The sequence below is a fragment of the Marinobacterium iners DSM 11526 genome (genome assembly GCF_900107855.1).
GTDB lineage: Bacteria > Pseudomonadota > Gammaproteobacteria > Pseudomonadales > Balneatricaceae > Marinobacterium > Marinobacterium iners.
On record NZ_FNRJ01000015.1, the window covers coordinates 39,912 to 64,204 of the forward strand.

General features: G+C 56.8%; 20 protein-coding genes and 3 tRNA genes. 13 read left to right on the forward strand and 10 right to left on the reverse strand.

What is annotated here, in order from left to right; all coding sequences use genetic code 11:
* Positions 1 to 5: 5 nt before the first annotated feature.
* Both hisH and hisB read right to left on the reverse strand, forming a co-directional pair.
* Positions 6 to 653, reverse strand: coding sequence for an imidazole glycerol phosphate synthase subunit HisH (gene hisH, locus BLV48_RS14395; RefSeq protein WP_091827489.1), 648 nt, complete (start codon positions 651 to 653; stop codon positions 6 to 8).
* 3 nt (positions 654 to 656) lie between these two features.
* Positions 657 to 1,250 carry an imidazoleglycerol-phosphate dehydratase HisB gene (gene hisB, locus BLV48_RS14400; protein WP_091827547.1) on the reverse strand — a complete coding sequence of 198 codons (594 nt, stop codon included), beginning with the start codon at positions 1,248 to 1,250 and terminating at the stop codon, positions 657 to 659.
* 149 nt (positions 1,251 to 1,399) lie between these two features.
* Between hisB and BLV48_RS14405 the strand changes: the two genes are divergently transcribed.
* From BLV48_RS14405 to BLV48_RS14420, 4 genes are all read left to right on the forward strand, one after another.
* Positions 1,400 to 3,556 (forward strand): AsmA family protein, encoded by a 2,157-nt coding sequence (locus tag BLV48_RS14405; protein ID WP_091827490.1) that lies wholly within the window; start codon positions 1,400 to 1,402, stop codon positions 3,554 to 3,556.
* Complete coding sequence (gene mutY / locus BLV48_RS14410) at positions 3,553 to 4,596, forward strand: A/G-specific adenine glycosylase (protein WP_091827491.1); 1,044 nt, start codon at positions 3,553 to 3,555, stop codon at positions 4,594 to 4,596. The genes BLV48_RS14405 and mutY overlap by 4 nt, the downstream gene beginning before the upstream one ends.
* A gap of 15 nt (positions 4,597 to 4,611) precedes the next feature.
* Positions 4,612 to 4,884, forward strand: coding sequence for an oxidative damage protection protein (locus BLV48_RS14415; RefSeq protein ID WP_091827492.1), 273 nt, complete (start codon positions 4,612 to 4,614; stop codon positions 4,882 to 4,884).
* A gap of 55 nt (positions 4,885 to 4,939) precedes the next feature.
* Positions 4,940 to 5,015: transfer RNA gene (locus BLV48_RS14420), tRNA-Phe, on the forward strand.
* Positions 5,016 to 5,080: 65 nt separating this feature from the next.
* Here the strand turns inward: BLV48_RS14420 and BLV48_RS14425 are convergent.
* Positions 5,081 to 7,438 carry an EAL domain-containing protein gene (locus tag BLV48_RS14425; protein WP_091827493.1) on the reverse strand — a complete coding sequence of 786 codons (2,358 nt, stop codon included), beginning with the start codon at positions 7,436 to 7,438 and terminating at the stop codon, positions 5,081 to 5,083.
* An 827-nt stretch (positions 7,439 to 8,265) separates the two neighbouring features.
* Between BLV48_RS14425 and BLV48_RS19495 the strand changes: the two genes are divergently transcribed.
* The gene (locus BLV48_RS19495) at positions 8,266 to 8,397 is read left to right on the forward strand and encodes a hypothetical protein (protein WP_302847906.1); all 132 of its coding nucleotides are present in this window, start codon (positions 8,266 to 8,268) and stop codon (positions 8,395 to 8,397) included.
* Between the two features lie 103 nt (positions 8,398 to 8,500).
* Here the strand turns inward: BLV48_RS19495 and BLV48_RS14430 are convergent.
* The 3 genes from BLV48_RS14430 to znuA form a co-directional block, all read right to left on the reverse strand.
* Positions 8,501 to 8,587 (reverse strand) — tRNA-Leu (locus BLV48_RS14430).
* A gap of 75 nt (positions 8,588 to 8,662) precedes the next feature.
* A tRNA-Leu gene (locus BLV48_RS14435) sits at positions 8,663 to 8,749 on the reverse strand.
* Between the two features lie 60 nt (positions 8,750 to 8,809).
* Positions 8,810 to 9,778, reverse strand: a complete 969-nt coding sequence (znuA, locus tag BLV48_RS14440) for a zinc ABC transporter substrate-binding protein ZnuA (RefSeq protein ID WP_091827494.1) — start codon at positions 9,776 to 9,778, stop codon at positions 8,810 to 8,812.
* A gap of 68 nt (positions 9,779 to 9,846) precedes the next feature.
* Between znuA and BLV48_RS14445 the strand changes: the two genes are divergently transcribed.
* The 5 genes from BLV48_RS14445 to BLV48_RS14465 are packed head-to-tail and all read left to right on the forward strand — an operon-like array spanning position 9,847 to position 14,422.
* The gene (locus tag BLV48_RS14445; protein WP_091827495.1) at positions 9,847 to 10,344 is read left to right on the forward strand and encodes a Fur family transcriptional regulator; all 498 of its coding nucleotides are present in this window, start codon (positions 9,847 to 9,849) and stop codon (positions 10,342 to 10,344) included.
* A complete protein-coding gene (znuC, locus tag BLV48_RS14450; RefSeq protein WP_091827496.1) occupies positions 10,337 to 11,131 on the forward strand; it encodes a zinc ABC transporter ATP-binding protein ZnuC in 795 nt (264 codons plus the stop codon). The genes BLV48_RS14445 and znuC overlap by 8 nt, the downstream gene beginning before the upstream one ends.
* Positions 11,124 to 11,921, forward strand: coding sequence for a zinc ABC transporter permease subunit ZnuB (gene znuB, locus BLV48_RS14455; RefSeq protein WP_091827548.1), 798 nt, complete (start codon positions 11,124 to 11,126; stop codon positions 11,919 to 11,921). Before znuC ends, znuB begins: the two co-directional genes overlap by 8 nt.
* Positions 11,918 to 13,255 (forward strand): MATE family efflux transporter, encoded by a 1,338-nt coding sequence (locus BLV48_RS14460; protein WP_091827497.1) that lies wholly within the window; start codon positions 11,918 to 11,920, stop codon positions 13,253 to 13,255. The genes znuB and BLV48_RS14460 overlap by 4 nt, the downstream gene beginning before the upstream one ends.
* 60 nt (positions 13,256 to 13,315) lie before the next feature.
* Complete coding sequence (locus BLV48_RS14465; RefSeq protein WP_091827498.1) at positions 13,316 to 14,422, forward strand: PQQ-dependent sugar dehydrogenase; 1,107 nt, start codon at positions 13,316 to 13,318, stop codon at positions 14,420 to 14,422.
* 18 nt (positions 14,423 to 14,440) lie between these two features.
* On the opposite strand, the gene BLV48_RS14470 is transcribed toward BLV48_RS14465, so the two are convergent.
* The 3 genes from BLV48_RS14470 to prlC are packed head-to-tail and all read right to left on the reverse strand — an operon-like array spanning position 14,441 to position 17,362.
* Positions 14,441 to 15,055, reverse strand: coding sequence for a DNA-3-methyladenine glycosylase I (locus BLV48_RS14470; RefSeq protein WP_254775054.1), 615 nt, complete (start codon positions 15,053 to 15,055; stop codon positions 14,441 to 14,443).
* On the reverse strand, positions 15,045 to 15,320 hold the full coding sequence (locus BLV48_RS14475) for a YheV family putative zinc ribbon protein (RefSeq protein ID WP_091827500.1): 276 nt from the start codon (positions 15,318 to 15,320) through the stop codon (positions 15,045 to 15,047). Before BLV48_RS14475 ends, BLV48_RS14470 begins: the two co-directional genes overlap by 11 nt.
* A gap of 11 nt (positions 15,321 to 15,331) precedes the next feature.
* Complete coding sequence (prlC, locus tag BLV48_RS14480; protein ID WP_091827501.1) at positions 15,332 to 17,362, reverse strand: oligopeptidase A; 2,031 nt, start codon at positions 17,360 to 17,362, stop codon at positions 15,332 to 15,334.
* A 116-nt stretch (positions 17,363 to 17,478) separates the two neighbouring features.
* On the opposite strand from prlC, the gene BLV48_RS14485 reads away from it, so the two are divergent.
* The 3 genes from BLV48_RS14485 (at position 17,479) to BLV48_RS14495 (ending at position 21,784) form a co-directional block, all read left to right on the forward strand.
* Entirely contained in the window at positions 17,479 to 18,021 is a 543-nt protein-coding gene (locus tag BLV48_RS14485) for a gamma carbonic anhydrase family protein (protein WP_091827502.1), read from the forward strand.
* 75 nt (positions 18,022 to 18,096) lie between these two features.
* Positions 18,097 to 19,218 (forward strand): cytochrome-c peroxidase, encoded by a 1,122-nt coding sequence (locus BLV48_RS14490; RefSeq protein ID WP_254775055.1) that lies wholly within the window; start codon positions 18,097 to 18,099, stop codon positions 19,216 to 19,218.
* 88 nt (positions 19,219 to 19,306) lie between these two features.
* Positions 19,307 to 21,784 (forward strand): TonB-dependent receptor plug domain-containing protein, encoded by a 2,478-nt coding sequence (locus tag BLV48_RS14495; protein WP_091827503.1) that lies wholly within the window; start codon positions 19,307 to 19,309, stop codon positions 21,782 to 21,784.
* Between the two features lie 60 nt (positions 21,785 to 21,844).
* Here BLV48_RS14495 and BLV48_RS14500 read toward each other — a convergent pair whose 3' ends face one another.
* The gene (locus BLV48_RS14500) at positions 21,845 to 24,217 is read right to left on the reverse strand and encodes a Lon protease family protein (RefSeq protein WP_091827504.1); all 2,373 of its coding nucleotides are present in this window, start codon (positions 24,215 to 24,217) and stop codon (positions 21,845 to 21,847) included.
* Positions 24,218 to 24,293: the final 76 nt, after the last annotated feature.

Consider the following 24,293-nt stretch of genomic DNA (forward strand, 5'->3'; position numbering starts at 1 on the left):
ATGGCTCAGGGGCGGCCGTCCCAGTTGAGGAAGTTCTGCAGCAGCTGCAGCCCCACCTTCTGGCTTTTCTCAGGATGGAACTGCACCGCAAACACGTTATCGCGAGCGATCGCCACATCGAAGTCGACACCGTAATTACAGGTCGCAGCCACGAGTTCAGACTGCTTTGCCTTCACATAGTAACTGTGCACGAAGTAAAAGCGGCTGCCGTCATCGATATTGGCCCAGAGTGGGTGATCGATTGTCTGGTAGACCTGGTTCCAGCCCATATGCGGCACTTTCAGACGCTCGCCATCGGCATCCTTGAGGTCGTTGCCGAAGAAGTTGACGCGGCCCCCGAACTCGCCGAGGCAGTCGACGCCGCTGTTTTCCTCGGAAAAGTCCATCAACGCCTGATAGCCGACACAGATACCCAGAAACGGCTTGCCTGACGCGATCGCTTCACGCACTTCGGCATCAACACCCAGACGGCGGATCTCGGCCATACAGTCACGAATTGCCCCAACACCGGGCAACAGAACACGGTCTGCACTGCGCACCTGCTCCGGGTCAGCGGTTACCCGTACCTCAACGCCCGGCTGAACATGCTCCAGCGCCTTGGCCACCGAGTGCAGGTTGCCCATGCCATAGTCAATTACTGCGATACTGCTCATGACTTACAGGCACCCCTTGGTGGAGGGCATAATCCCTTCGCCACGTGGATCGAACTCCAGCGCCATGCGCAGAGCACGGCCGAACGCCTTGAAAACGGTTTCGGCCTGATGGTGAGTGTTCTTGCCACGCAGGTTGTCGATGTGCAGCGTTACCTGAGCATGGTTGACGAAGCCGTGGAAGAATTCACTGAACAGATCCACGTCGAACCCACCCACGCGGCCCCGCGTGAAATCCACATGCATTTCCAGGCCGGGACGACCGGAGAAATCGATCACCACACGCGACAGGGCCTCATCCAACGGAACATAGGCGTGGCCGTAACGACGGATACCCTTTTTGTCACCCACCGCCTGCTTGAACGCCTGACCGAGGGTGATGCCGATATCTTCCACGGTGTGATGGTCATCAATATGCAGATCGCCGATGGCGCTTATTTCAAGGTCGATCAGGCCATGCCGGGCGATCTGATCCAGCATGTGATCCAGAAAAGGCACACCGGTATCCACATCCAGCTGCCCGGTGCCATCAAGGTTGATTGCAACACTGATCTGGGTCTCCAGCGTGTTGCGGGTTACCTGGGCTTTGCGCTCGGCCATCTTTCTCTCCGCCATGGTTTTACCAAAACGATCATTATACATTCAACCGTCGCTGAACGGCAGGTTCATTGCCTACTGACAGAATCTGGCGTTCAGTTCCGCTATACTCAGACTCAGTCTAAATCCCCGGGGAAACACAGGGCCACTTTATGAAAGCAATCAAGTTGATAGCTGTAATCTTCCTGCTGATCATTGCCCTGCTGGTGGCGGCCGCCATCGCAGTGGTGACGCTGGTTAACCCCAACGATTACAAATCACAGATTCGTGATGCGGCGTTGAAGCAGGCCGGCATTGAACTGGATATTGCCGGTGATATCGGCTGGTCTTTTTACCCCTGGCTGGCACTTGAACTGAACAGTGTAGGTGTGGGCTATCCCGAAAAACCAGCACTGGGTCGGCTTGAACGTGCTGAGATTTCAGTCAGCATTCCAGCTTTGCTGAGCGGGCAGCTGCAGATGAACCGTATTCTGGTCGACGGTCTGCAACTGGAGCTGGTGCAGTCGGCCGAGGACAACAACTGGACTGCAGATACTGAGGCCCTGGCAGCCGCTTCTGAGGCTGGAGAGACCGCGGCAGAAACCAAGCCTGCAACGCCGGCCGATGGGGGCAAGACGCTGGCGATCGATATCGAGGCGATTGAGCTGCGCAACGCGGCCCTGACTTTTACCGACCAGACCAGTGACAGCCGCATCGAGCTGAGTGACCTTAACCTGTCCACTGGGCGCGTCAGCCAGGACAGGGCATTTCCACTTGAGCTGAGTTTTGCCCTGCAACAGTTTGCAGCCAACGAACTGCAGCTGAGTACCCAAGCCAATCTGACTACCGATATCACTCTGGACCTGACACAGAACCACTACCGTCTGGACAATCTCAATTCCACCCTGAAACTGATTGAGGGCGCAGCTGTTCCCGCCGTCCTTGAGTTTGCGCTGGCAGCCAACATTGATGCCCGCATCAATGAGCAGCAGGTGGACATCAGCAACCTTAGCCTTAAAGCTGATCCACTGATACTGAGCGGTAACATCAAACTGCGCAATTTCAGTCAGCCTGAACTCAGCGGCGCTCTACAGAGTAACAGTTTCAGCCCGAAACAGTTGCTGACCCAACTCGGTCAGAACACGCCGGAAACGTCCGACAGCAACGCTCTGACCAGCGCATCCTTCAAGGCGACTCTCGGTGGCCCTGCCGGTACGGTACAGCTTAAACCGTTTTCTGTGCAGCTGGACGATACCCAACTCGACGGTGAAGCCAGTTTTGTACTCGCTTCTCAGGTGATCGCACTCAAGCTCAGGGGTAACTCTCTGGATGCAGATCGATACCTGCCACCGGCAACCGGCTCAGCCGCCAAAGAGTCGGACGGCACCGGCAACCGTTCAACGGCTCGCAGTTCTGGCTGGCCCAAAGACGAGATCATTCCGCTGGAGCCCCTGCGCGCGCTTAACCTCAGTGCCGACCTTGATCTGGAGAGTCTGAAGGTCAACGGCATCAACATGAGCAACCTCGGACTTAGTACGAGCGCTGACAATGGCCTGATTCGTCTGACCCGTTTCAAGACCGATGTATTTGAAGGGCAGATCAACGCTACCGCTCGCATCGATGCTCGCAAGACACCGCTGCAACTGAGTGTCAGCAAGCAGATCAACGGTGTACAGATCGGTTCTGTGTTGCAGACACTGGCCGACACCGATGTAATGGCCGGCAAGCTCAATGCAAAGGCAGAACTCAGCATGAGCGGACAATCAATCCACTCCTGGATCAACTCCCTCAACGGTACTGCCAATCTGGGCATGGCCGAAGGTCTGATCAAGGGGATTGATGCCGCTCAGTCCATGTGCCAGGGCATCAACAATCTGTCGGCGCTGTGGATCAACGCCGAACAGGTCGACAAAACCACGCCCTTTGCCGATCTGGGCGCCAGCTTCAACATCCGCAACGGTGTGGTCAGCAATCAGGATCTCAAGGCCCAGTTGGATGCGATGGCACTGGCAGGAAGTGGCAGTATCAATCTGCCACAGCAGACATTGGACTATCGAGTGGGCCTGACCATTGAAGACAACCTGTTCAACCAAAGCTGCTCGGTCAATGACCGCTTGGAAGGCGTCGAGGTGCCGGTAAACTGCAAGGGCGGCTTTTACGATGAGCCTGCCAAGTTATGCCGCCTTGATACCAGCTTCATTTCCGACATCATCAAGGCAGAGGCCCGTCGCAAGATTGAAGAAAAAGTCGGTCCTCAGGCGGAAGACAAGCTGAAGGAGAAACTGGGCGAAGAGGGTGCAGGCGTGCTCAAGGGGCTGTTTGGCCAATGACAGCAGAGCAGTTCCACTCAGCCGTGCTGGAATGGTTTGACCGGCACGGCCGCCATGACCTGCCTTGGCAGGCCGAAAAAACCGCTTATTTCACCTGGATCTCCGAGATCATGCTGCAGCAGACTCAGGTGAAAACGGTGATTCCCTATTTTCAACGTTTTGTGGAGCGCTTCCCGACTGTGCATGAGCTGGCAGATGCCGACCAAGATGAGGTGCTGCACCTCTGGACAGGTCTTGGCTATTACGCCCGTGCGCGCAACCTGCACAAGACCGCCCGCATCGTCAGCCGTGAGCTGGGCGGCGAATTCCCGCATACGGTTACAGAGATGGCACAACTGCCCGGCATCGGTCGCTCCACCGCCGGAGCCATAGTCTCGATCTCGACCGGCAGGCGCGCCGCCATCCTCGATGGCAACGTCAAGCGGGTACTGGCACGCTTTTACGCCGTGGAAGGCTGGCCCGGCACCCCCTCGGTGATGAAGGAGCTTTGGGCCTATGCCGAGCACAATACCCCGCATCAGCGGGTGGGCGACTACACTCAGGCGATGATGGACCTGGGCGCAACGCTTTGCACCCGCAGCAAGCCGAGTTGTCTGCTCTGTCCGCTGCAACAGAGCTGTGAGGCCCGAGCGCTGAATCTGACTGACCGTTTGCCGTCCCCTCGGCCGAAGAAAGTGTTACCAGTGAAACAGACGCTGATGCTGCTGATCCGCAATGAAGAGGGCGAAATCCTGCTGCAGCAGCGCCCGCCCAGCGGTATCTGGGGTGGCCTTTGGAGCCTGCCTGAAGTGGCCGACCTGCGCGATGCCCCCACAACCCTTGGTATCGCGTTGGATGATGCTGCGACACAGGTACTGGAACCGCTGCGCCATACCTTCAGCCACTACCATCTGGATATCACTCCGGCCCGGGTTGCACTTAAAGACCCCACAAACTCTGTCATGGAAGGCCCGCCTGCACTCTGGTATAACGTGGACCATCCTGCAAATATCGGGCTGGCCGCACCGGTCAAGCGCCTGCTTGAACGTTACGCCAGCTGAAATCGGAGACAGCATATGACACGCACGGTTTTCTGCCGCAAGTACAAACAGGAACTGGAAGGTCTGGAACGCGCGCCCTATCCGGGTGAGCTGGGACAGCAAATCTATGACAACGTATCGAAAAAGGCCTGGCAGGAGTGGACCGATCATCAGACCATGCTGATCAACGAGAAGCACCTGAGCCTTATGGACCCGGAAAGCCGCAAGTATCTGCAGCAGGAGATGGAAAAGTTTCTCTCCGGTGAAGAATATGACAAGGCTGATGGCTACGTGCCGCCGGCAAAATAATTCCACCTGCGGGGCTTGACCACCTTAAGGCTTTCCGGTTTAATACGCCCCCGTTGCCCAGATAGCTCAGTCGGTAGAGCAGGGGATTGAAAATCCCCGTGTCGGCGGTTCGATTCCGTCTCTGGGCACCAAAATTCAACAAAAGAGCCCCGCGAAAGCGGGGCTTTTTTGTATCTGCCTGTTTTATCTGTCTATCTCAGCGTCTCGTCACCGGAGCCCGAAGCTGCTGCACGGACGTACTGCGTCCGCAATAGGTCTGCTGCACCAACTCCTTGGGCACACTCACCATCAACTCGGACGAGGGCATACCGATAAGGGCGCCCTGTGAGAAGCTGATCCCAAGCCTCAACACCTCCATCTGAATTTCAGGCGAGTGTACAAACTCCGCCACGGTCTCAATCTTCATACTGCGTGCAAGGCCGACAATCCCGCGGGTAACTCGACGCGCATTGGTGTCACTGTCCAGGTTGCGGATCAGGCTGGCATCAATTTTTATCAGGTCCACCTGCAGCTGCAGCAGATGCTCGAAGTTGGAATAGCCTGTACCGAAGTCATCGATGGCAATGCGACAGCCGCGCTGCTTGGCCTGATCGACAAACTCTTTCACCTGATCGTAATTGTCGATACTGTCCGATTCCAGAATTTCGAATATAACCCTCGGCCCCACGCCTGTTTCATCCAGTTTTTCAAGAATGAAGCCGGTCAACTCGATATCCTGCAGGTCACCGTAAGCCAGATTAATCGAAAATTGCAGCGGCGAGTCCTGAAAACGGGCAAAGCAGCGTTCCACCATGATCCGGGTTATATGACGGTCAAGCCGCAGCTTTCCGGCCACTCCCAGAAAGTGCCCGGGGCTGGCCGGGTTGCCTTCGGCATCCAGCATGCGCACCAGGCATTCGTACTTGTCGATACGACCGGTGGTATTATTCAGTATCGGCTGATACCAGGCTACCAGCCGCTCACTGTCCAGCGCTTCACGCAGTTTCCCGGCCCAGATCTGATTGTGTTCAAACTGCTGCTCCAGCGGCTGCGAGCCATCATACACACGATAATGCAGCCCCTGCTGACGTGCTTCTCGTAACGCTTCCTTGGCGTGAATGAACAGGCTGTGCTGACGCGGAGCATCGTACCAGGGCACCGCTGCACTCAGGGTTGCACTGAGGTTGATCTGGTGGTTTTGCCAAAATACCGGAGCCTGACGCAGGCAGCGCAGCAACGCCTCCAGTTCAGCTTCAATCAGTTCCGGTTTACGCCGTGGTGCCTGAATCGCAAACTCATCTCCGCTGAGGCGGTAAAGCCGGGTCCCATGCCATTCCATGCTACTGATATACCCTTCAAGCCGCAGTGCAACCTCTTTCAGGATATAGTCACCGCAGGCATCACCAAACAGGCCATTGATCTCGCGGAATCGGTCCAGATTGACCAATATCAGTGTCACACCACTTTCGTAATGCAGCTCCTGTAACAGACGAGCGCGGTTAGGCAGTCCCGTCAATTCATCGGTGTAAGAGGCTTTCAGCTCGCGCAGAGGGGCAGTGACCTTGAACAGAATGGGCGCCGACAGCAGCAGGATCGCCAGCCCCCCCAACAGCAGAATACGGTTACTGTTTTTCTGCAGTGGCAACAGCACCGCGCTCATTTCATCTCTTGGTACCGCTGCCGTCAGGCGCAGGCCGGCACGGGTGGTAGCGTAATACAGCTCCAGTGGCTGCCCTGCTATCCGGTAGGAATCATGCTGCATGGCGGCGCCCGCCGTTTCGAACATCAGATACTGTTCGACCTGGTCCAGTATGGCGCCCGCCTGTGCTTCGTCCAGCGGCGTAGCCTGACGCCGGTCATGCCCTGAACTGAGCCAGATTCGCGCACCGGAAGCGATGTCAGCACTGTTCAGCAAGGCCAGCAGGCTTTGGAGTTGCCAGTCTGTGCTCAAAACTCCCACTACACGGGAGCCTTCCAGTACGGGCATGACCAGGCTTATGACAGGCTCGCCACTGAGTGGGTGGGTATACATGGGGGTCCACCAATAACGGGGAGGACTCACATTCTCGGTCAGCAGTGGCTCCCAGTGCTCCTTGCGCAGCTCCAGCCCTGCCTGCGCAGACGCAGTCTGTGCACCGTCCTCCATGCGATAGACTTGAGCACCACCACCGGGCACACCATCACTGCTCACTCCATACCAGAACCCAGCTCCAGCCAGTTCAGAGCGTTCCAACAACATCTGCATCAGTTCAGTTTGCTGACCGGGAGTGGAGCTGGCTTTCAGACGCTGCCCGATGCGTACCAGCCTCAGGGAGTCCTGCTCTATTTGCTGCAGGCGGCTATTAACCCGATCAAGACTGTTGGTAAAGGCAACTTCGATCTGACGCTGGTGAAATTCGGCCAGCGTTCGCTGAGAATATTCCAGATTGAGGCGGGAAATCACCCAAAGCCCGACAAGAAAGAGCCCGACCAGTGACAACAGCCCCCAGATAATTGACTGCTTGAGGGGTGCTGTCGCACGCGGTCGTCTGGCCAGCAGGCGGGCTTTGGCTCGATTACTACTGCCGAAAGTCATCTCGGGTCTCCAATCCCTGGGGCCAGCAAACGAGCTGCCGCTGTCCCTGTGGCAAAGTGCTAGTCACCATTATGCAACATACCAGTGCCATCGGCACCTTGCATGGGTCAATGAACCCATGGAAACATGTTCTTAAAGAGCAACGCAATAAATCAGTAAGTCACTACGTTTTAACCTTACATAACCAATACGAGTGATCCAATGAGTTGCCGATGCGAACAGGTTACACACATAACTGAGATATCCAGCCGCTCCTGTGCACAAAAGATCACGAGCACTCTGTCTTCTGAAAGACCTGTGGATCAAAGCGCTTGATTGTTATCCCCAGTATCGCTGCACAGAGGTGTTAACAACCTTGGTACGGTTTTATGACAACCCGCCACAGCCCCCACTATATAAGGCTTGTGAAAAACTGGTTGTTTACTGTCCAGTTTACCGAACAACCTGTGCCATACACATTTTACCCACAACTCGATTGATTCCAGGGCCAGGGAAGCCAAGGTTGATGTTTTCCGAAAAAGCTGTGTGTAACTTCAGTTCTGTGGATATTCCGTCCATGGATCTGTACTTGACGACCACTGTCGGATTTACGCAAATAAACTGAACCGGAAAACAATCATCACTGTCAATAATGGCGTCATATGCCATAAATGACATATGAGTCTGCCAGTACGATTCTGATAACCCGCCCTCAATCGTTGCTAACATACTGAAAATTACCACTTATATGGAGATTAGTCAGGTTGGCACCGGGTTTGCTATACCCATTATAGATACAGGGTAAACGATACGCTCTGTAGTGAATCGATCTTAAAGGGGTATTTGCCATGAGTTATGCACATGAAGAGAAAGGCGTAGAAGTAGTCGGAGTGGTACCGTCAATCGCCATGGTACTAGCAGGGTTGGTCGTGGCTATTTTTCCGGCACTGGTGCAATTGTATTTGCTGGTGGCCAACTGAAAACATTGAAACAAAACAACAGAAAGCCCTGATGACATATGATGTTGTCGGGGTTTTTGTTTATCTGTGGTTTCATCCCGGATGATCAGGAACCTGATCGGGATGGTGCAGATGGGGAGACTCGAACTCCCACGCCCGTGAAGGCACTAGCACCTGAAGCTAGCGTGTCTACCAATTCCACCACATCTGCATTGGGTGAGACGTTTTAATGTGCGTTACCACTCAAATTTTGCTTTCGAAGAGCCTTACATCCTGAGATGAAAGGTGGTGCAGATGGGGAGACTCGAACTCCCACGCCCGTGAAGGCACTAGCACCTGAAGCTAGCGTGTCTACCAATTCCACCACATCTGCTTCGAAAGTGGGGCGCATTATATAGCGCCCCATTGGGCTTGTGAAGCCCGTCTGCGATTTTTAGTCCGCTTTTTTTGCCAAACAACTACGAAAGCTGTCGCTCAGGCTCTGCAGATAATCCAGATAACCCTCAGCACTGACGTTGATCGAACGAGCCAGTGGATCAAGCTCGCCCTGAGCAACCGGCAAGCCGCTGATGATTGCGTCCACTACCGCACTGGTAAACTGGGGTTCGCTGAATACACAGACAGCTTTCGCTGCTTCAAGCTGCTGCCTGATCTCGGCCAGATGTCGTGCACCGGGTTTGCGTGCAGGATCTACCGTGAAGTAACCCAGCTGCTTCAGGCCATAGTGTTCAACAAAGCCTGAATAGGCATCGTGGAATACAAAGAACCCAGCATCACCGTAGGGAGCCAACTCTTCTGCAATGGCACGCTCCTTTTGCTTCAGTGCACTGGCAAAGGCCTCATAGTTCTGTTGCAATTGAACCGAGTGCTGAGGCAGTGCCTGCTGCAGTGCAGGCAGTAACTGCTGTGCAATCTCCAGCCCGTTCATCGGATCCAACCAGATGTGTGGATCATTGCCTGCGCCGTGATCGTGGTGCTCTTCGGCATGATCATCGGCCACATGATTTTCGTGCTCATGTTCGTGCTCATCATGATGGTCATGATCGGAAGGCTCAGCCTCCTGATGCAGGTGCGCCTCAAGATCGGGACGCAGTGTTACAATCTCTGCATCGGTTCGGGCAAGAGGGCGCACCATGAACTGCTCAAGCCCGGGGCCAACCCAGATCACGACTTTCGCATCCGTCAGCTTACGCATGTCTGATGGCTTGAGGGCGTAATGGTGGGGTGAACCCTCAGCCGGCAGCAACACCTCCGGGCTGGTTACACCTTCGGTCAGGGCAGCTGTAATCAACTGCAGCGGCTTGATACTGGTAACAACCTCGGATGCTTGAACCACGGGCGCCAGCGCCAGGGCAGAAAGCAGGGTCAGTGTCCGCAGGGGGCGGGCAGAATTATGCAGCATGGTGTAAAGTCTCCTCAGGATGCTTTATAGGTTATAATATAACACATTGAATCGGATGTACTCACGTCATGACGACTGACTCGCTTGCCTTCGCGGCCGATCATAATCACCAGCACTGCATCGACCAGGCACTTACCCTCGCTCGGCAGATTTGCCGCGAGCGACGCCAGCGTCTGACACCGATCCGTGAACTGGTATTGAAGCTGATCTGGCAGAGCCACCAGCCGCTGGGCGCGTACGAGCTGCTGCCGGCACTGGCCGAGGCAGGCTTCAACTCGGCACCGCCCACCGTATACCGCGCACTGGAGTTTTTGCAGCAGCAGGGGCTGGTCCACCGGATTGCGTCACTGAACGCATTTGTCGGTTGCCCTCACCCGGAACATCCTCATCAAGGCAGCTTCCTCATCTGTCGACATTGCGGCTCAACCTCTGAGCTGGACTCGGCCTCGATTCATGCCGTACTTGAACAAAGTGCTGCTGCGCTTGGATTCAAGGTCGAACAGGAAACTGTCGAAGTCACCGGTCTTTGTCCCAATTGCCAGCGCCAGGAGCACTTACATGGCTGAACACGGGCCAGACCTGGTCAAGCTTGATCAGGTCAGCGTACAGTTCAATCGCCAGCCGGCGCTGCAGAATATCAATCTGCATCTGCATGATAACTGCATCACAACCCTGATCGGCCCCAACGGGGCAGGGAAGACTACTCTGGTACGAGTCATTCTGGGACTGATCAAACCTTCCAGTGGAAATGTTTGGCAAAAACCACAACTCAAGATCGGCTATATGCCGCAGAAACTGCATATCGACCGTACTTTGCCTCTGTCGGTCGAGCGCTTTCTCAGTATTCCGAAACGGGTAGATCAGAGCCTAATGCTCAAGGCTTTGGAAGATGTCGGCGCGGCCTATCTGCTTAAACATTCCATCCACAATCTTTCTGGTGGTGAGACCCAGCGCGTGTTGCTGGCGCGAGCGTTGCTGCGTGATCCCGAGTTGCTGGTGCTGGATGAGCCTGTTCAGGGGGTGGATATTAACGGCCAGCTGGAGTTGTATCGGCTGATCTCCGATATTCGAAAACAGCGCCAATGTGGGGTACTGATGATTTCACATGACCTGCATCTGGTGATGGCCTCTACCGACCATGTCGTGTGCCTCAATCATCATATCTGCTGTTCGGGCCACCCCGAGCATGTCAGTAACGACCCGTCGTTTCTCGAACTGTTCGGCCCGGCACAGGCGAGTGCTCTGGCACTTTATAATCATCACCATGGCCACAAGCATGATGTCCATGGCGATATCATCGTTGACCATCCGCAACCGGATGAATGCAGTGGAAGTGGACATCATTGTGGCTGATTTTCTGATCCTCGCCCTGGCCGGCGGCATTGGCATTGCCGCGTTGGCAGGCCCGCTCGGTGCCTTTGTGGTCTGGCGCCGCATGGCCTATTTTGGCGATACCCTCGCGCACTCGGCCCTGATGGGTATCGCGCTGGGATTCCTGTTTGATATCAACCTGAATCTGGCAGTCGTTGCCTGCTGTGTAATGCTGGCGGTGCTGCTTGTGTCTCTGCAACGCCAGCATCTGGTCGCCACCGACACTCTGCTGGGGATCATGGCACACAGCGCTCTGTCGCTGGGGCTGGTCGCGGTGGCCCTGCTGGATAACGTACGCATTGACTTGATGGAGTATCTGTTCGGTGACCTGCTGGCGATCGCACCTGCCGATCTCTGGTGGATTTACGGCGGTGGTGCCGTAGTAATACTGCTGTTGTGGCGGCTCTGGAACCCCTTGCTGGCGATCACCATCAATGAAGAACTGGCGCAGGTTGAGGGGGTCCCTGTGGCGCGGGTACGTCTGGGCCTGATGCTGCTGATTGCGGTGGTGATCGCGGTTGCAATGAAGCTGGTGGGCATCCTGCTGATCACCTCGCTGCTGATCATACCGGCTGCAGCCGCTCGGCGCCTGGCCAACACCCCTGAGCAGATGGCACTGTTTGCGTCGCTGCTGGGGATGCTGGCGGTAGTCGGTGGGATCAGTGCTTCCTGGTTCTGGGATACGCCCGCCGGGCCATCGGTCGTAGTCACGGCGCTGGTTGAATTTTTGATTCTCTATTCACTGCCGATGCGCTCGCTGCAGGGCAGATGAAAATGGCGCAGCACTGGCCCGACCGCGCCACCCACCGGCGGGTCTGGTCACTGGCCTGGCCCATGATGTTGTCCAATATCACGGTGCCGCTTCTGGGCCTGGTGGATACTGCTGTTATCGGTCATCTGCCCGAACCCCATCATCTGGGTGCCGTTGCGCTGGGCGGCATGATCTTCTCCATCCTTTATTGGGCATTCGGATTTTTGCGCATGGGTACCACTGGCATGGTGGCGCAGGCCCATGGCCGCGAGGATGGCGACCGGCTGCGCACGCTGCTGGGGCAGTCGCTGGTACTGGGCGCATGTATCGGGCTGCTGATCCTGCTGCTGCGCACGCCGCTGACCACACTGGCACTGCAGCTGATGGGCCCCGAGTCGGATGTATTGACCGAAGCCACCCACTATACCGAAATTCGGGCCTTTGGCGCACCCGCGGTGCTGTGTAACTTCGCTCTGCTGGGCTGGTTTGTGGGCATGCAGAATACCCGCATAGCCCTGATTCTGCTGACGAGCACCAACCTGCTCAATATGCTGCTGGACCTGCTGTTCGTGTTCGGGCTAGGCATGAAAGCGGACGGGGTTGCCTTAGCCACGGTGCTGGCCGAATATTTCAGCCTGTTGCTTGGGTTATGGTTCTGTCGCCGCCTGCTGCTCAAAACCGCGGGGCAGTGGCTCTGGCCTCAGCTACGGCGCCTGCGCGACTACAAGGCACTGATTCAGGTAAACCGTTATCTGTTTGTACGCACGGTTAGCCTGCTGCTGACCTTTGCCTTTTTTACTGCACAGGGTGCCCAGCAGGGTACGGCGATACTCTCCGCCAATGCCGTACTGCTGAACTTTCTGCTGCTGATCTCCAATGCCCTGGACGGCTTCGCCCATGCCACGGAAGCGCTGATCGGACGTGCCGTAGGCAGGCGTGACCCAAGTGAATTCAGACGCATACTCGGCTGCACCGCCTTCTGGTCGCTGGTCAGTGCGATTATGCTGACGCTGGTGTTCTGGCTCGGCGGCAACACCATCATTCACCTACTGACCGACATCACTGAGGTACGCGAAATCGCCGGCCGCTACCTTCCCTGGATAATCATACTGCCGCTGATCGGTTGCTGGAGCTTTCTGCTCGATGGTCTTTTTATCGGTACCACTCAGGTCAAGGCAATGCAGGACACCATGCTGTTCTCGGTGTTTATGGTGTTCGCTCCAATCTGGTGGATAGCCCAGCCCATGGGTAATCACGGCCTCTGGCTGGCCTTCATCTCCCTGTTTGCAGCCCGCGGCCTCAGCGGTGGCTGGGTGTTCTGGCGCATGCAGCGGCACAATGTCTGGTTTAGCTGAACTGGCAAAATCACGGCGTGGCAACCAGACTTATCCCGAACACAGGCAGGGGAGAACAGGATGCGCATTACACTGACCACAACACTGTTGGCACTGAGCCTGCCGCTGGCTGCCGCGCCACTGGAGCAACTAAAACTGCCAGATGACTATAGAATCGAGGTCGCAGCTGAAGTGCCCAACGCCCGGCAGCTGGCACTGAGCCCCGATGGCACACTGTTTGTCAGCACACGGCGCGATGGACGGGTGTTTGCGCTGCAGGATCTGGACGGTGATCAGCGCTATGAAACCCGTCATACTCTGCTGGAACGCAGACGCCTGCCCAACGGCATCAGCTTTGTGGATGGCGATCTGTATGTGGCCGAACTGACTCAGCTGATCCGGCTTGTCGATGTGGAGTCACGACTGGAGCAGCCGCTCAAGCCCGAGGTTATACTGGATGGCCTCCCCGATATCACCCACCACGGCTGGAAGTATCTGAAGCAGGGGCCGGATGGGGCTTTCTACTTCACGCTTGGTGCTCCCTGCAATGTATGTCTGCAATCGGACCCTCAGTTTGCCAGCATCATGCGTTTTGATCCTGCCACCGGCGAGGCCGCACCCTGGGCTCGAGGGGTACGCAACACAGTGGGATTTGACTGGCATCCCGAAGATGGCAGCCTCTGGTTTACCGACAACGGACGCGACCATATGGGCGATAATCTGCCTGATGACGAGCTGAACCGAGCCGACCGCGCCGGGCTGCATTTCGGTTTTCCCTTTGTACATGCCGACGGAGTTTCAGACCCGGAGTTCGGCAAGGGCGCCAATGCCATCAATGCAGAGCCGCCGGTGGCGCTGCTGGGCCCCCATGTCGCGGCGCTGGGCATGAGCTTTTACCACCACAGGGATGGGGCCTTCGATAACGCGTTCCCCGATACCCCCAATACCACCGCCTTTATTGCCCTGCATGGCTCCTGGAATCGCTCCAGCAAGATCGGCTATGAGGTGATTCGGGTGGATACAGAAGGGGAAGAGGTGACGCAGATTCAGACCTTTATCAGTGGCTGGCTGCAGGACGAGCGGGACTGGGGACGTCCGGTGGATGTGCTGGTGCGGCCACAGGGTGATCTGCTGATCTCCGATGACAAGGCCGGGCTGGTGTATCGGGTCTGGTATCAGACCCAGTAACGTTTCTACCGCGGGGCACTACAGTTCAATGTGTCCGGCCAGCTCTCGACAAGCCTTCTGGCGAGGGCAGTGTAGTAAGTGGTCATTCACCAACCCCACTGCCTGCATATAGGCATAAGCGATGGTGGGGCCGAAAAAGCGTATGCCTTCGCGCTTCAGATCTTTCGCCAGCTGCACCGACAGGGCAGTCTGGGCCGGAATCTGCTCCATCCGTTCAAAACCGGACTGGATCGGCTGGCCCTCAATATAGCGCCACAGAAAGCGGGCAAAGCTGCCGTGGTGCGCCTGCAGGCGAAGAAACACTCTGGCATTGTTGATTGAGGCTTCGACTTTGGCACGGTTACGGATGAGGCCGGGATCCGCCAGCATCGCGGCCACTTCCGTTTCACCGAAAAGAGCCACCCGCTCGGGGTCAAAGTCGCAATAGTGACGCCGGTAACCTTCACGCTTCTCCAGCACCGTGCGCCAGCTCAGACCTGCCTGAGCCGACTCCAGTACCAGAAATTCGAACAACACCGGATCATCCGTCTGCGGCACACCCCATTCATGGTCATGATAGGCATGCTCAAGCGGACTTTGCATCGCCCAGCCACAGGACTGGTGCGATGCAGTATCGGGCTTGTCAGTGATCACGACGCAGGCCGCCCGCATCAAGGATGCGAATCGGCTGAGGACTGTCATCCGCTTTGGAGGCCGGTGCACGGTCCGAACGCTCCCCGCTGACGCGGGTTTCGATCTGCTCAGGATCAGGGCGACCATCCAGTCGCAGGGAATCCGAGAAACCGCACTTTACACACTCGCGGTATTCTCGCTCGTCATCACGGTACATTCTGACCGTATCCATCTCGCCACAGCGCGGACAGACCGCACCGGCAATAAAGCGCTTGCTTACACTCATTTTTCAACCTCTCAGCGGATACCGGAATGGCGCAGCAGGGCATCCACACTGGGCTCCCGGCCACGGAAGGCCACAAACAGATCCATCGGATCACCCGAACCGCCCTGTTCCAGAATCTCCTGACGGAAGGCGGCGCCGGTTTCCGCATTGAAGATGCCTTCCTCCTCGAAACGGGAAAAAGCATCGGCCGACAGCACCTCGGCCCACTTGTAACTGTAGTAGCCTGCGGCATAGCCACCTGCAAAGATGTGACTGAAGCTGTGCTGGAAGCGGTTTTCTGCCGGAGGGCGTATCACCGATACCTGATCCCGCACCCGGTTCAGCAGCGCCTGAATATCGGTTTTGCCCGGCTGGTATTCATGGTGCAGGCGGAAATCAAACAGTGAGAATTCCAGCTGGCGCAGCATCATCATCGCCGACTGGAAGTGCTTGGCCGCCAGCATCTTGTCCAGCAGTGACTGCGGCAGCGGTTCACCGGTTTCATGATGACCGGAGATCAGCGCCAGTGCTTCCGGTTCCCAGCACCAGTTCTCCATAAATTGACTCGGCAGCTCCACCGCATCCCAGGCGACACCGTTGATACCGCTGATGTCTGCCTCTTCCATCTGCGTCAACATATGGTGCAGGCCATGACCAAACTCATGGAACAGAGTCGTCACTTCATCATGGGTCAGCAGCGCCGGCTGGCCGGGCAGGGGCGGGGTGAAGTTGCATACCAGATAGGCCACCGGGAGCTGCAACTGGCTGTCGCTCAGGCGGCGCCGTACACGACAGTCGTCCATCCAAGCACCGCCACGCTTGCCGCTGCGGGCAAAGGGGTCCAGATAGCAGTAGGCAAAGGGCTCGCCGTTGCGCTTGAGTGCAAACAGACGCGCATCGTTGTGCCAGCTGTCGAAGTTCGACTGCTCTTCAACGTCCAGATCAAACAGACGACCGGCGATGGTGAACATGCCATCCAGCACTTTCGGCAGCGGGAAGTAGGGACGCAGCTCCTGCTGGGAGATGTCATAGCGCGCTTGTTTCAGCTTCTCACCATAGTAGGTGACATCCCAGGCCATCAGCTCTTCAATGCCATCACGTTCCTGGGCAAAGGCTTGCAGCTCGGCCAGCTCACGCTCGGCAATCGGGCGAGTTTCCGTGGCCAGATCTTCGAGGAAGGTCACCACCTGTTGCGGTGACTGCGCCATTTTGGTTGCCAGCGAGTAATCGGCATAGGTGTCGAAGCCCAGCAGCTGCGCCAACTCGTGGCGCAGATCCAGAATTTCCTGCATCACCGCCGAGTTGTCCCATTCACCGGCCTTCGGCCCCTGATCGGATGCGCGGGTGCTGTAGGCACGGTACAGCTCTTCGCGCAGACTGCGACTGTCGGCAAAGGCCATCACGGCGTAGTAGGCGGGGAAGTCCAGCGTGATCACCCAGCCTTCAAGCTCTTTCACCTTCGCCGCCTCTTTGGCGGCGGCAACGGCATGATCAGGCAGCCCGGCCAGCTCCGCTTCATCATCGATCTGCTTCCACCAGCCCTGGGTGGCATCGAGCACATTCTCGGAAAAACGGGTGGTCAGCTCAGACAGGCGCTGCTGTAGCTCTGCATAGCGCTTCTGCTGGGCTTCCGGCAGGGCAATACCGGACAGGCGGAAGTCCCGCAGAGCATTATCGATCACCTTTTTGCGTGACTTGCTCAACTGCGGGTAGGCATCACTCTGTGCCAGAGATTCGAACGCCTTGAACAGTCCCTGATGCTGGCCCAACTCGGTCCAGTACTCGGACAGTTTCGGCAGACAGGCGTTGTACGCCTCACGCCAGGCATCCGAGTTCATCACGCCGTTCAGGTGCGATACCGGTGACCAGGCCTGTGCCAACTCATCGTTGAGTTGCTCCAGCTCAGCCACCAGCGACCAGTCATTGCGCTCCGGGTCGGCAGTCAACGCCGCGATGCGTTCGCGATTGCGCGTCAGTAGTTCATCGACAGCGGGCACGGCATGCTCGGGCTGGATACGGCTGAACGGGGGCAGCAGGTGGGTCTCAAGCAGCGGGTTGGACATCGGTGTCTCCATCGGTTGCGGCCTTTCAGCGGTTGTACGTCTGCAGGCGTTCAAAAGTGCACTTTGCTATACAATGGGGGCCACAGAGCCTTATTTCAATCGATTCAGGAGCGGTTATGAATATACGCCCTTATCAGGGGATGACACCAAAACTAGGCGAGCGGGTGTTTGTCGATCCCAGCGCGGTTGTACTGGGTGACGTGGAGATCGGTGACGACAGCTCGGTCTGGCCGCTGGTGGTGATTCGCGGTGACATGCACCGCATCCGCATTGGTCGCTGCAGCAGCATTCAGGATGGTTCGGTACTGCATATCACACACGCAGGCCCCTACAACCCTGATGGCTTTCCGCTGATTATCGGTGATCATGTCACCGTCGGTCATCAGGCGATGCTGCACGGCTGCACCATCGGCAACCGTGTACTGGTGGGTATGGGCGCCATGATCATGGACGGCGCCGTGGTAGAGGATGAAGTAATCGTGGGTGCCGGCAGCCTGGTGCCACCGGGCAAGACGTTGAAAAGCGGCTATCTCTACGTGGGCCGTCCGGCCAAGCCCCAGCGCGAGTTGACGGAACAGGAGCGCGCGTTCTTCACCTATACCGCCGAGAACTACTCACGCCTGAAAGACAAGCACCGCGCGGAGGACTGGGCTCAATAAAGATATTTGATAATCATTATCGTTAAATGCAGAATGTGCGGCAGGTCATAACCAACGTATTGGAGCCCACCCCACATGCCTCCGTACATCATGTCCCTGGCGCTGACATTGTGTGCTTTTGCAGCACTTAAGGCCCAAGCGTTCTCACCGGATGACTACCGGCAGCCGGCTGCACAGTGGCCTGCTGCCGAACTGCACAAGCAGGCAGGTCCCGTAGCTGAGCTTGCTCCGCTGCCTGAGCTTCCTCCTGTCGACTGGCATACGCCGGCTATCGAGACGCTGGGACAGCAGCTGTTTTTTGACCCCCGACTGTCAGGCTCTGGCCAAATTGCCTGCGCCAGTTGCCACGATCCTGACTTGGGCTGGGCCGATGGCCGCCGTGTCGCCTTTGGTCATGACCGTCAGGCCGGGGCACGCAACAGTATGAGCATTCTGAATGCTGCCTGGTTCGATCATCTGTTCTGGGATGGCCGCGCCACAGGCCTGGTTGAGCAAGCACTGCTGCCGATCACCAACCCGATAGAAATGAATGCCAATCTGGACCAGGTCCTGACGAGGCTGAACCAGATCCCGGGCTATCGTCAGGCATTCACAAACGCTTTCGGTCCCGGGCCTGCGGATGCAGTGCGGCTGGCCAAGGCTCTGGCCGCTTTTGAGCGCCGCATTGTTTCACGACCCAACAGGCTGGACCGTTTCATTCAAGGACAGTACAACGTCCTCAATGACCAGGAAATCTTCGGCCTGCACCTCTACCGAACCAAAGCTGGATGCCTGAACTGCCACAATGGCCCGTTATATTCCGATGGCAAGTTTCACCACACGGGACTTAGCTACTATGGCCGTAAATACGAAGATACGGGACGAGAGCAGGCAACAGGGCAAATCGAAGATCGGGGCAAGTTTCGCACACCAAGCCTGCGTGATCTCAGCCACACGGCTCCCTGGATGCACAATGGTTTTTTCCCCAGCCTTCGCGGCATACTCAACATGTACAATGCCGGCATGATCGGCGATAGTCAGTTGCACCCCGATCTGCCTCAACTATCGCCACTTATACGCCCACTGCACCTGAGCAACCATGAACTTGATGCTCTGGAAGCCTTCCTGAATACCCTGAGCCGGCGCCCACTGGCCTTGCGGGCGCCTAAGTTACCGCCCAAACAAATAAACATTAATGATAATGATTCGCATCATTAAATAGTTTACCATGTTGTCACTCCCCGCTGTCAGTTGCTTCCTCTGACCTGCGGTACACCTGCCATCAACACGTTTGCCAAGGGACAACATGCGATATATCCATCTTACTCCTCTCATTACCGTGCTGGCCGGACTCTATATGCCACCCACGCTGGCAGATGCCCTCAGAGATTCAGGCGAAGCCTGCGATAACGAGGAGCCTTGCATTACATCGTTGCCGCAAATCACAGTAACCGGTTATGACATCGCCACCGGGGTTCAGGTCATCGATCAGACGTTGATCGAACAGCTACCCACAGGCGAAGGTAACCTGGCCGACCTGCTGCGCATCAATCCGGCAGTGGATTTTTCCCGCAACGGCCGAGGCTCTGCCAACAGCGGCATCATGCGCCCGGAGGAGTTTTCTTTCCATGGTCAGCCGTACTACCAAAACCTGTTCATGATTGACGGCATCGATACCACCAGCGATATAAACCCCGGTTCCGGCGGCGACCTATTCAGCAGTCCCAGTCTGACCGGTGTGATCGGTGGCAGCTCACCCCAGGGCTACTATCTGGATGTGGACCTGCTGGAACAGGTAGAAGTCTACGACAGCAACGTGCCCGCCAGCTTCGGCGGCTTTGCCGGCGGGGTGGTCAGCGCCAAGGTGAAGCATTACGACGGCAACGACTTCGTCAACCTGCGCTACGGCATCCAACGTGACGAATGGGAATCCTTCCACATCGATGCGCGTGACGAGGAAGAATTCGACACAGCTGACAGCTATAGCGCGGAATACACCCCTATTTATCGCAAGGACAACTACACTTTGTCTGCTCAACAGGGCATCGGTGAGGATACCGGCCTGACCCTGGGTGTCAGTCGACGCAGTTCCAATTTCCTGCAAAGCTACAGTGATGGCCTGGACATGCTGCACCGGGTTTACTACGACGACCGAATCGACAACCTGCACGCCAAGCTTGATCACCGCTGGCATGAGCGACTGCACACCAGCTTCAGCCTGAGGCATTCCGATCGTAGCCATGACGGTCTGACCTCCACCCGCTATGACGACATGTTCACCAAGAGCCACAGCAGCTGGGGCCTGGGTGGTAATCTGGAATACACGCTGGACTCCGGTGCCCGCTTCAACCTCGATATGGCGCTGGATCGCATGAGCGACGAGCTGGACAGCGGCAGCAACCTGTTCACACGGCACGAGTCACTGGAAGGCATCCTGCCAACCCAGTCCGGCGGCTATGGCGATACCAACCAGCAACAAACTGCCTTTTCCCTGTCGCCCGAACTGGAGCTGGCTCCCATGGCTTGGGGCAACAGCCGCCACAACCTGATCATCGGCGGCGACCTGAAATACACCGAAAGCTTCTATGAGCGACCGGAAGGCGCCTTCTTCCGCGAATACAACTGTGTCGTCGACAACGGCAGCAACGGCTGCATCGACCAGAATGGCAGTGGTGACAGTGATTTTGGCGACGAATATCTGGCTCGCGCATTCGACTACGGCGCCGGCAAGGTATCACTGGACTTCACCACTGCAGCCCTTTATCTGGACGACCGCATCGAGCGGGGCAATTGGCAGTTCCGGCTCGGCCTAAGGGCCGATTACAACAGCTGGCTGGAAAACCTGGATGTCGCACCCCGCCTGAGCGCGACCTGGGATACCTTCGGTGACGGCAGCACCCGACTGACGGCCGGGGCCAACCGTTATTACGGGCGCAGCTTCCTGCGCTATGCCATCAATGATGTCATTCGCAGCTGGAACACCCTGACCTATTACGACACCAACGGGAACATAACCAAGACAACCACCTACGCTGACCTCTCCCGCAGCAACAATCTGGCTACCCCCTATTCAGATGAGCTGATGCTGGGTTGGGCACAGCAACTGGGGCCCTTCAACAGCAGCCTGAAACTGGTGCGTCGTGCCAGCCGTGACAGTATCCGTCGCAACGAGGACGACGACGGCAACTACTACTACGACAACAGCGGCAGCAATGACACCGATAGTATTACCTGGACACTGGATCATGCCGGTCACCCTTTGAAATTAGCCGGCACTGAAACGGTCGCCAGCCTGTCCGTCGGCTGGAAACAAACCGAATCTGACCTGCAAAGCGATGACGCCTATGACCAGGAACCTAACCCTGTCTATTACAAGGGCCGCGTCATCGATGGCAGCGAGTTGCCCGCCTGGGATTACAATATTCCGCTTAACATCGGCCTGAGCACTATTACACAGGTCCCTGCGTGGAACCTGACCTGGTCCAATTTTGTCAGCTTGCGCAGTGGCGGCACCATCGCCCGTGACAACGGCGACAACTACACCGACAGTGATGGCAGCCGATACGATATCTATGAGGATTACACACTGGCCGACCTGGTGACCCTGGACACCAAAGTGCAGTGGAAACCGCGCCTCTGGTCATCCAACCAGGGTTATCTAATGGTCGAGGTCAGCAACCTGTTCGATCAGGTGGTTAGTACCAAAATCAGTCGCTACGACAGCATCAGCGATACCTACACTCCCGGCCGCAAGGTCTGGCTGGAAGTGGGCATGCGCTTCTAACGTTTTGAGAGAGCAGAGCAGTCCGTCATCCGGGCTGCCCAGCCATATTGATTCAGGAGGTCAGGCCTTGGCCTTGGCGATCTCCCGCAGCCGCTTCACCACCTGCGCATTGATGCTGCGCTGGGTGAAGTGGCCGTCTTCCTTACGCACACCGGCGGTGCGACCCATCAGGATCTCTAGGCACTCATCCACGCTAGCCACGGCGTAGATGTGGAACATGCCATCTTCCACCGCCTTGACCACCTCGGCCTTGAGCATCAGGTGACGCACATTAGCCTTGGGAATGACACAGCCCTGCCACCCGGTGAGCCCACGGGTTTTGCAGAGGTGGAAGAAGCCCTCGATCTTCTCGTTCACCCCGCCAATCGCCTGTACCTCGCCATACTGGTTGATGGAGCCGGTAACCGCATACTGCTGGCGAATCGGGATATGGGTCAGGGCAGAGATCAGGGTACAGATCTCTGCCAGTGAGGCGCTGTCGCCGTCCACATAACCGTAGGACTGCTCCATCGCCAGGCTTGCCGAAACCGCCAGCGGAAAATCACTGGCGTAGGTGTGTCCCAGAAAACCCGAAAGTATCAGAACACCTTTGGAATGGATCGGCTGGCCCAGTGTCACCTCACGTTCAATATCGATAATACCCTTGCTTCCGGGATGCACCGTGGCGGTAATGCGCGCCGGGCTGCCGAAGGAGACGTCGCCTACCTGCAGCACCGTCAGGCCGTTCGATTTGCCAATCGCCTCACCCTCGGTATCGATCAGCACCGTTTCATTGAGAATACTTTCCAGAATTTTCTCTGACAGCCTGCCGGTGCGGCGCTCCTTGGCCTCCAGCGCCAGCTCAACATGTTCGGCATTGATCAAGGCATCATTCTGTTCGCGACGGCGAAAATCCGACTCGCAGAGCAGGTCAACCAACTCCCCCACATGGGCCGACAGCAACTCCTGATCACCCGCCAAGCGAGAGCTGTGTTCAACAAGGCGTGCCACTGCGCGCCGAGTCAGGGGCGCAAGGCTTTCTTCCTGCGCCAGCGTTTTCATCAGCCGCGCATACTGACGGATGGAGTGGGGGGTGCGGTGCACATCCTCGTCAAAGTCCACCACCACGCGGAACATCTTCTCGAAGTCGTGATCCAGTTCCTGCAGCAAATAGTAGGTTTCACGTTCACCTACCAGTACCACCTTCACCTTGAGTGATGCTGGCTGCGGACTCAGCGTGATCGCGCTGATGCCGGTATATTCGCTGATCGGGTTTTCGATGCGAATCTCATGAGACTTGAGGGCACGCTTAAGCGCACTGTAAACGAATGGCTGTTCCAACAACTTCTCCGCTTCCAGCACCAGATAGCCGCCATTGGCGCGATGCAATGCCCCCGAGCGGATAAGGGTGTAGTTGGTGACCATCGAGCCCATTTCGCTGACGTATTCCACCCGACCAAACAGATTCTCGTAGCTGGGATGCGCCTCAAATACTACTGGTGCACCCTTGGTTTTGTGGTTATCGACCAGCAGGTTCAGGCCATAGTTCTGTTCCAGATATTCCCGACGCATGGCATCGGTCTTGGCTTCAAGCGGGCTGTCATCGCCCACCAGATCACCAGAATTACGGATCAGATCACGCTCTATGTGGTTAAGGTAATCCACAATGCTGTTGATATTGGCGTACTTGTCTCGCAGCGGCTGAACAAGCGGCTGCACGGCCTGTCGTGCAGTTTCTCGGTCCAGCACTTTCATCTGTTCGGCCGCGGTACGGCGCCAGACCGGCAGACCGGTCAGGCTGTCATTCAGCATCTCTTCCAGTTCTGAGATATGAGCCTGGATCGCATCCCGATCTTCTTCAGGCAACTGCGAGAACACCGCTTCATCCATCGCCTGCCCATTGCTGACCGGAGTAAAGCCTACCGTCGCACCATCCCGGTAGACAGCAATGCTGTATTCGCGCCCCTTGCGTTCCACCTGATTGAGGGCGTCGTCGTAATGGCGATTGAACTCGCGCTCAATCTGGCTTTTCATACGCTGGTAAGCGGGATTTTCAAATGCGGCCGGCAGCTCGGTCAGCACGGTATCCAGCAGCTGACGAATGTCGCGCTTAAGCTGGGAAGCCCGTCCGGCGGGCAGTTCAAGCACGACAGGGTAGCGGTTGTCATTCAGGTTGTTGATGTAACACCAGTCGCTGGGCTTGCTCTGCTTTTTGGCCGAGCTTTTCAGGCTGTCCATGGCAAAGGAGAAACGTCCCGTATGCGGATTGCCCATTACGAACAGGTTATAACCCGGCCGCTGCATGCCGATGCCAAAGGCCATGGCTTCGATGGCACGGTCCTGTCCGAAAAAGCCGGTGAAGGGCTCCAGTGACTCGGTGGTTTTGAAAGGAAGGAGTTCGGGATCGCAGTTGCGATAGAGCGCCTCGGGCGCCAGGGGCAGATGCTTGTCCATGCGCGCACTCCGCAGACAGAGAATGTTTCTCTGTTATACCGCCTCACAATTGATTGATGCAAGGCGGTTGCGGGAA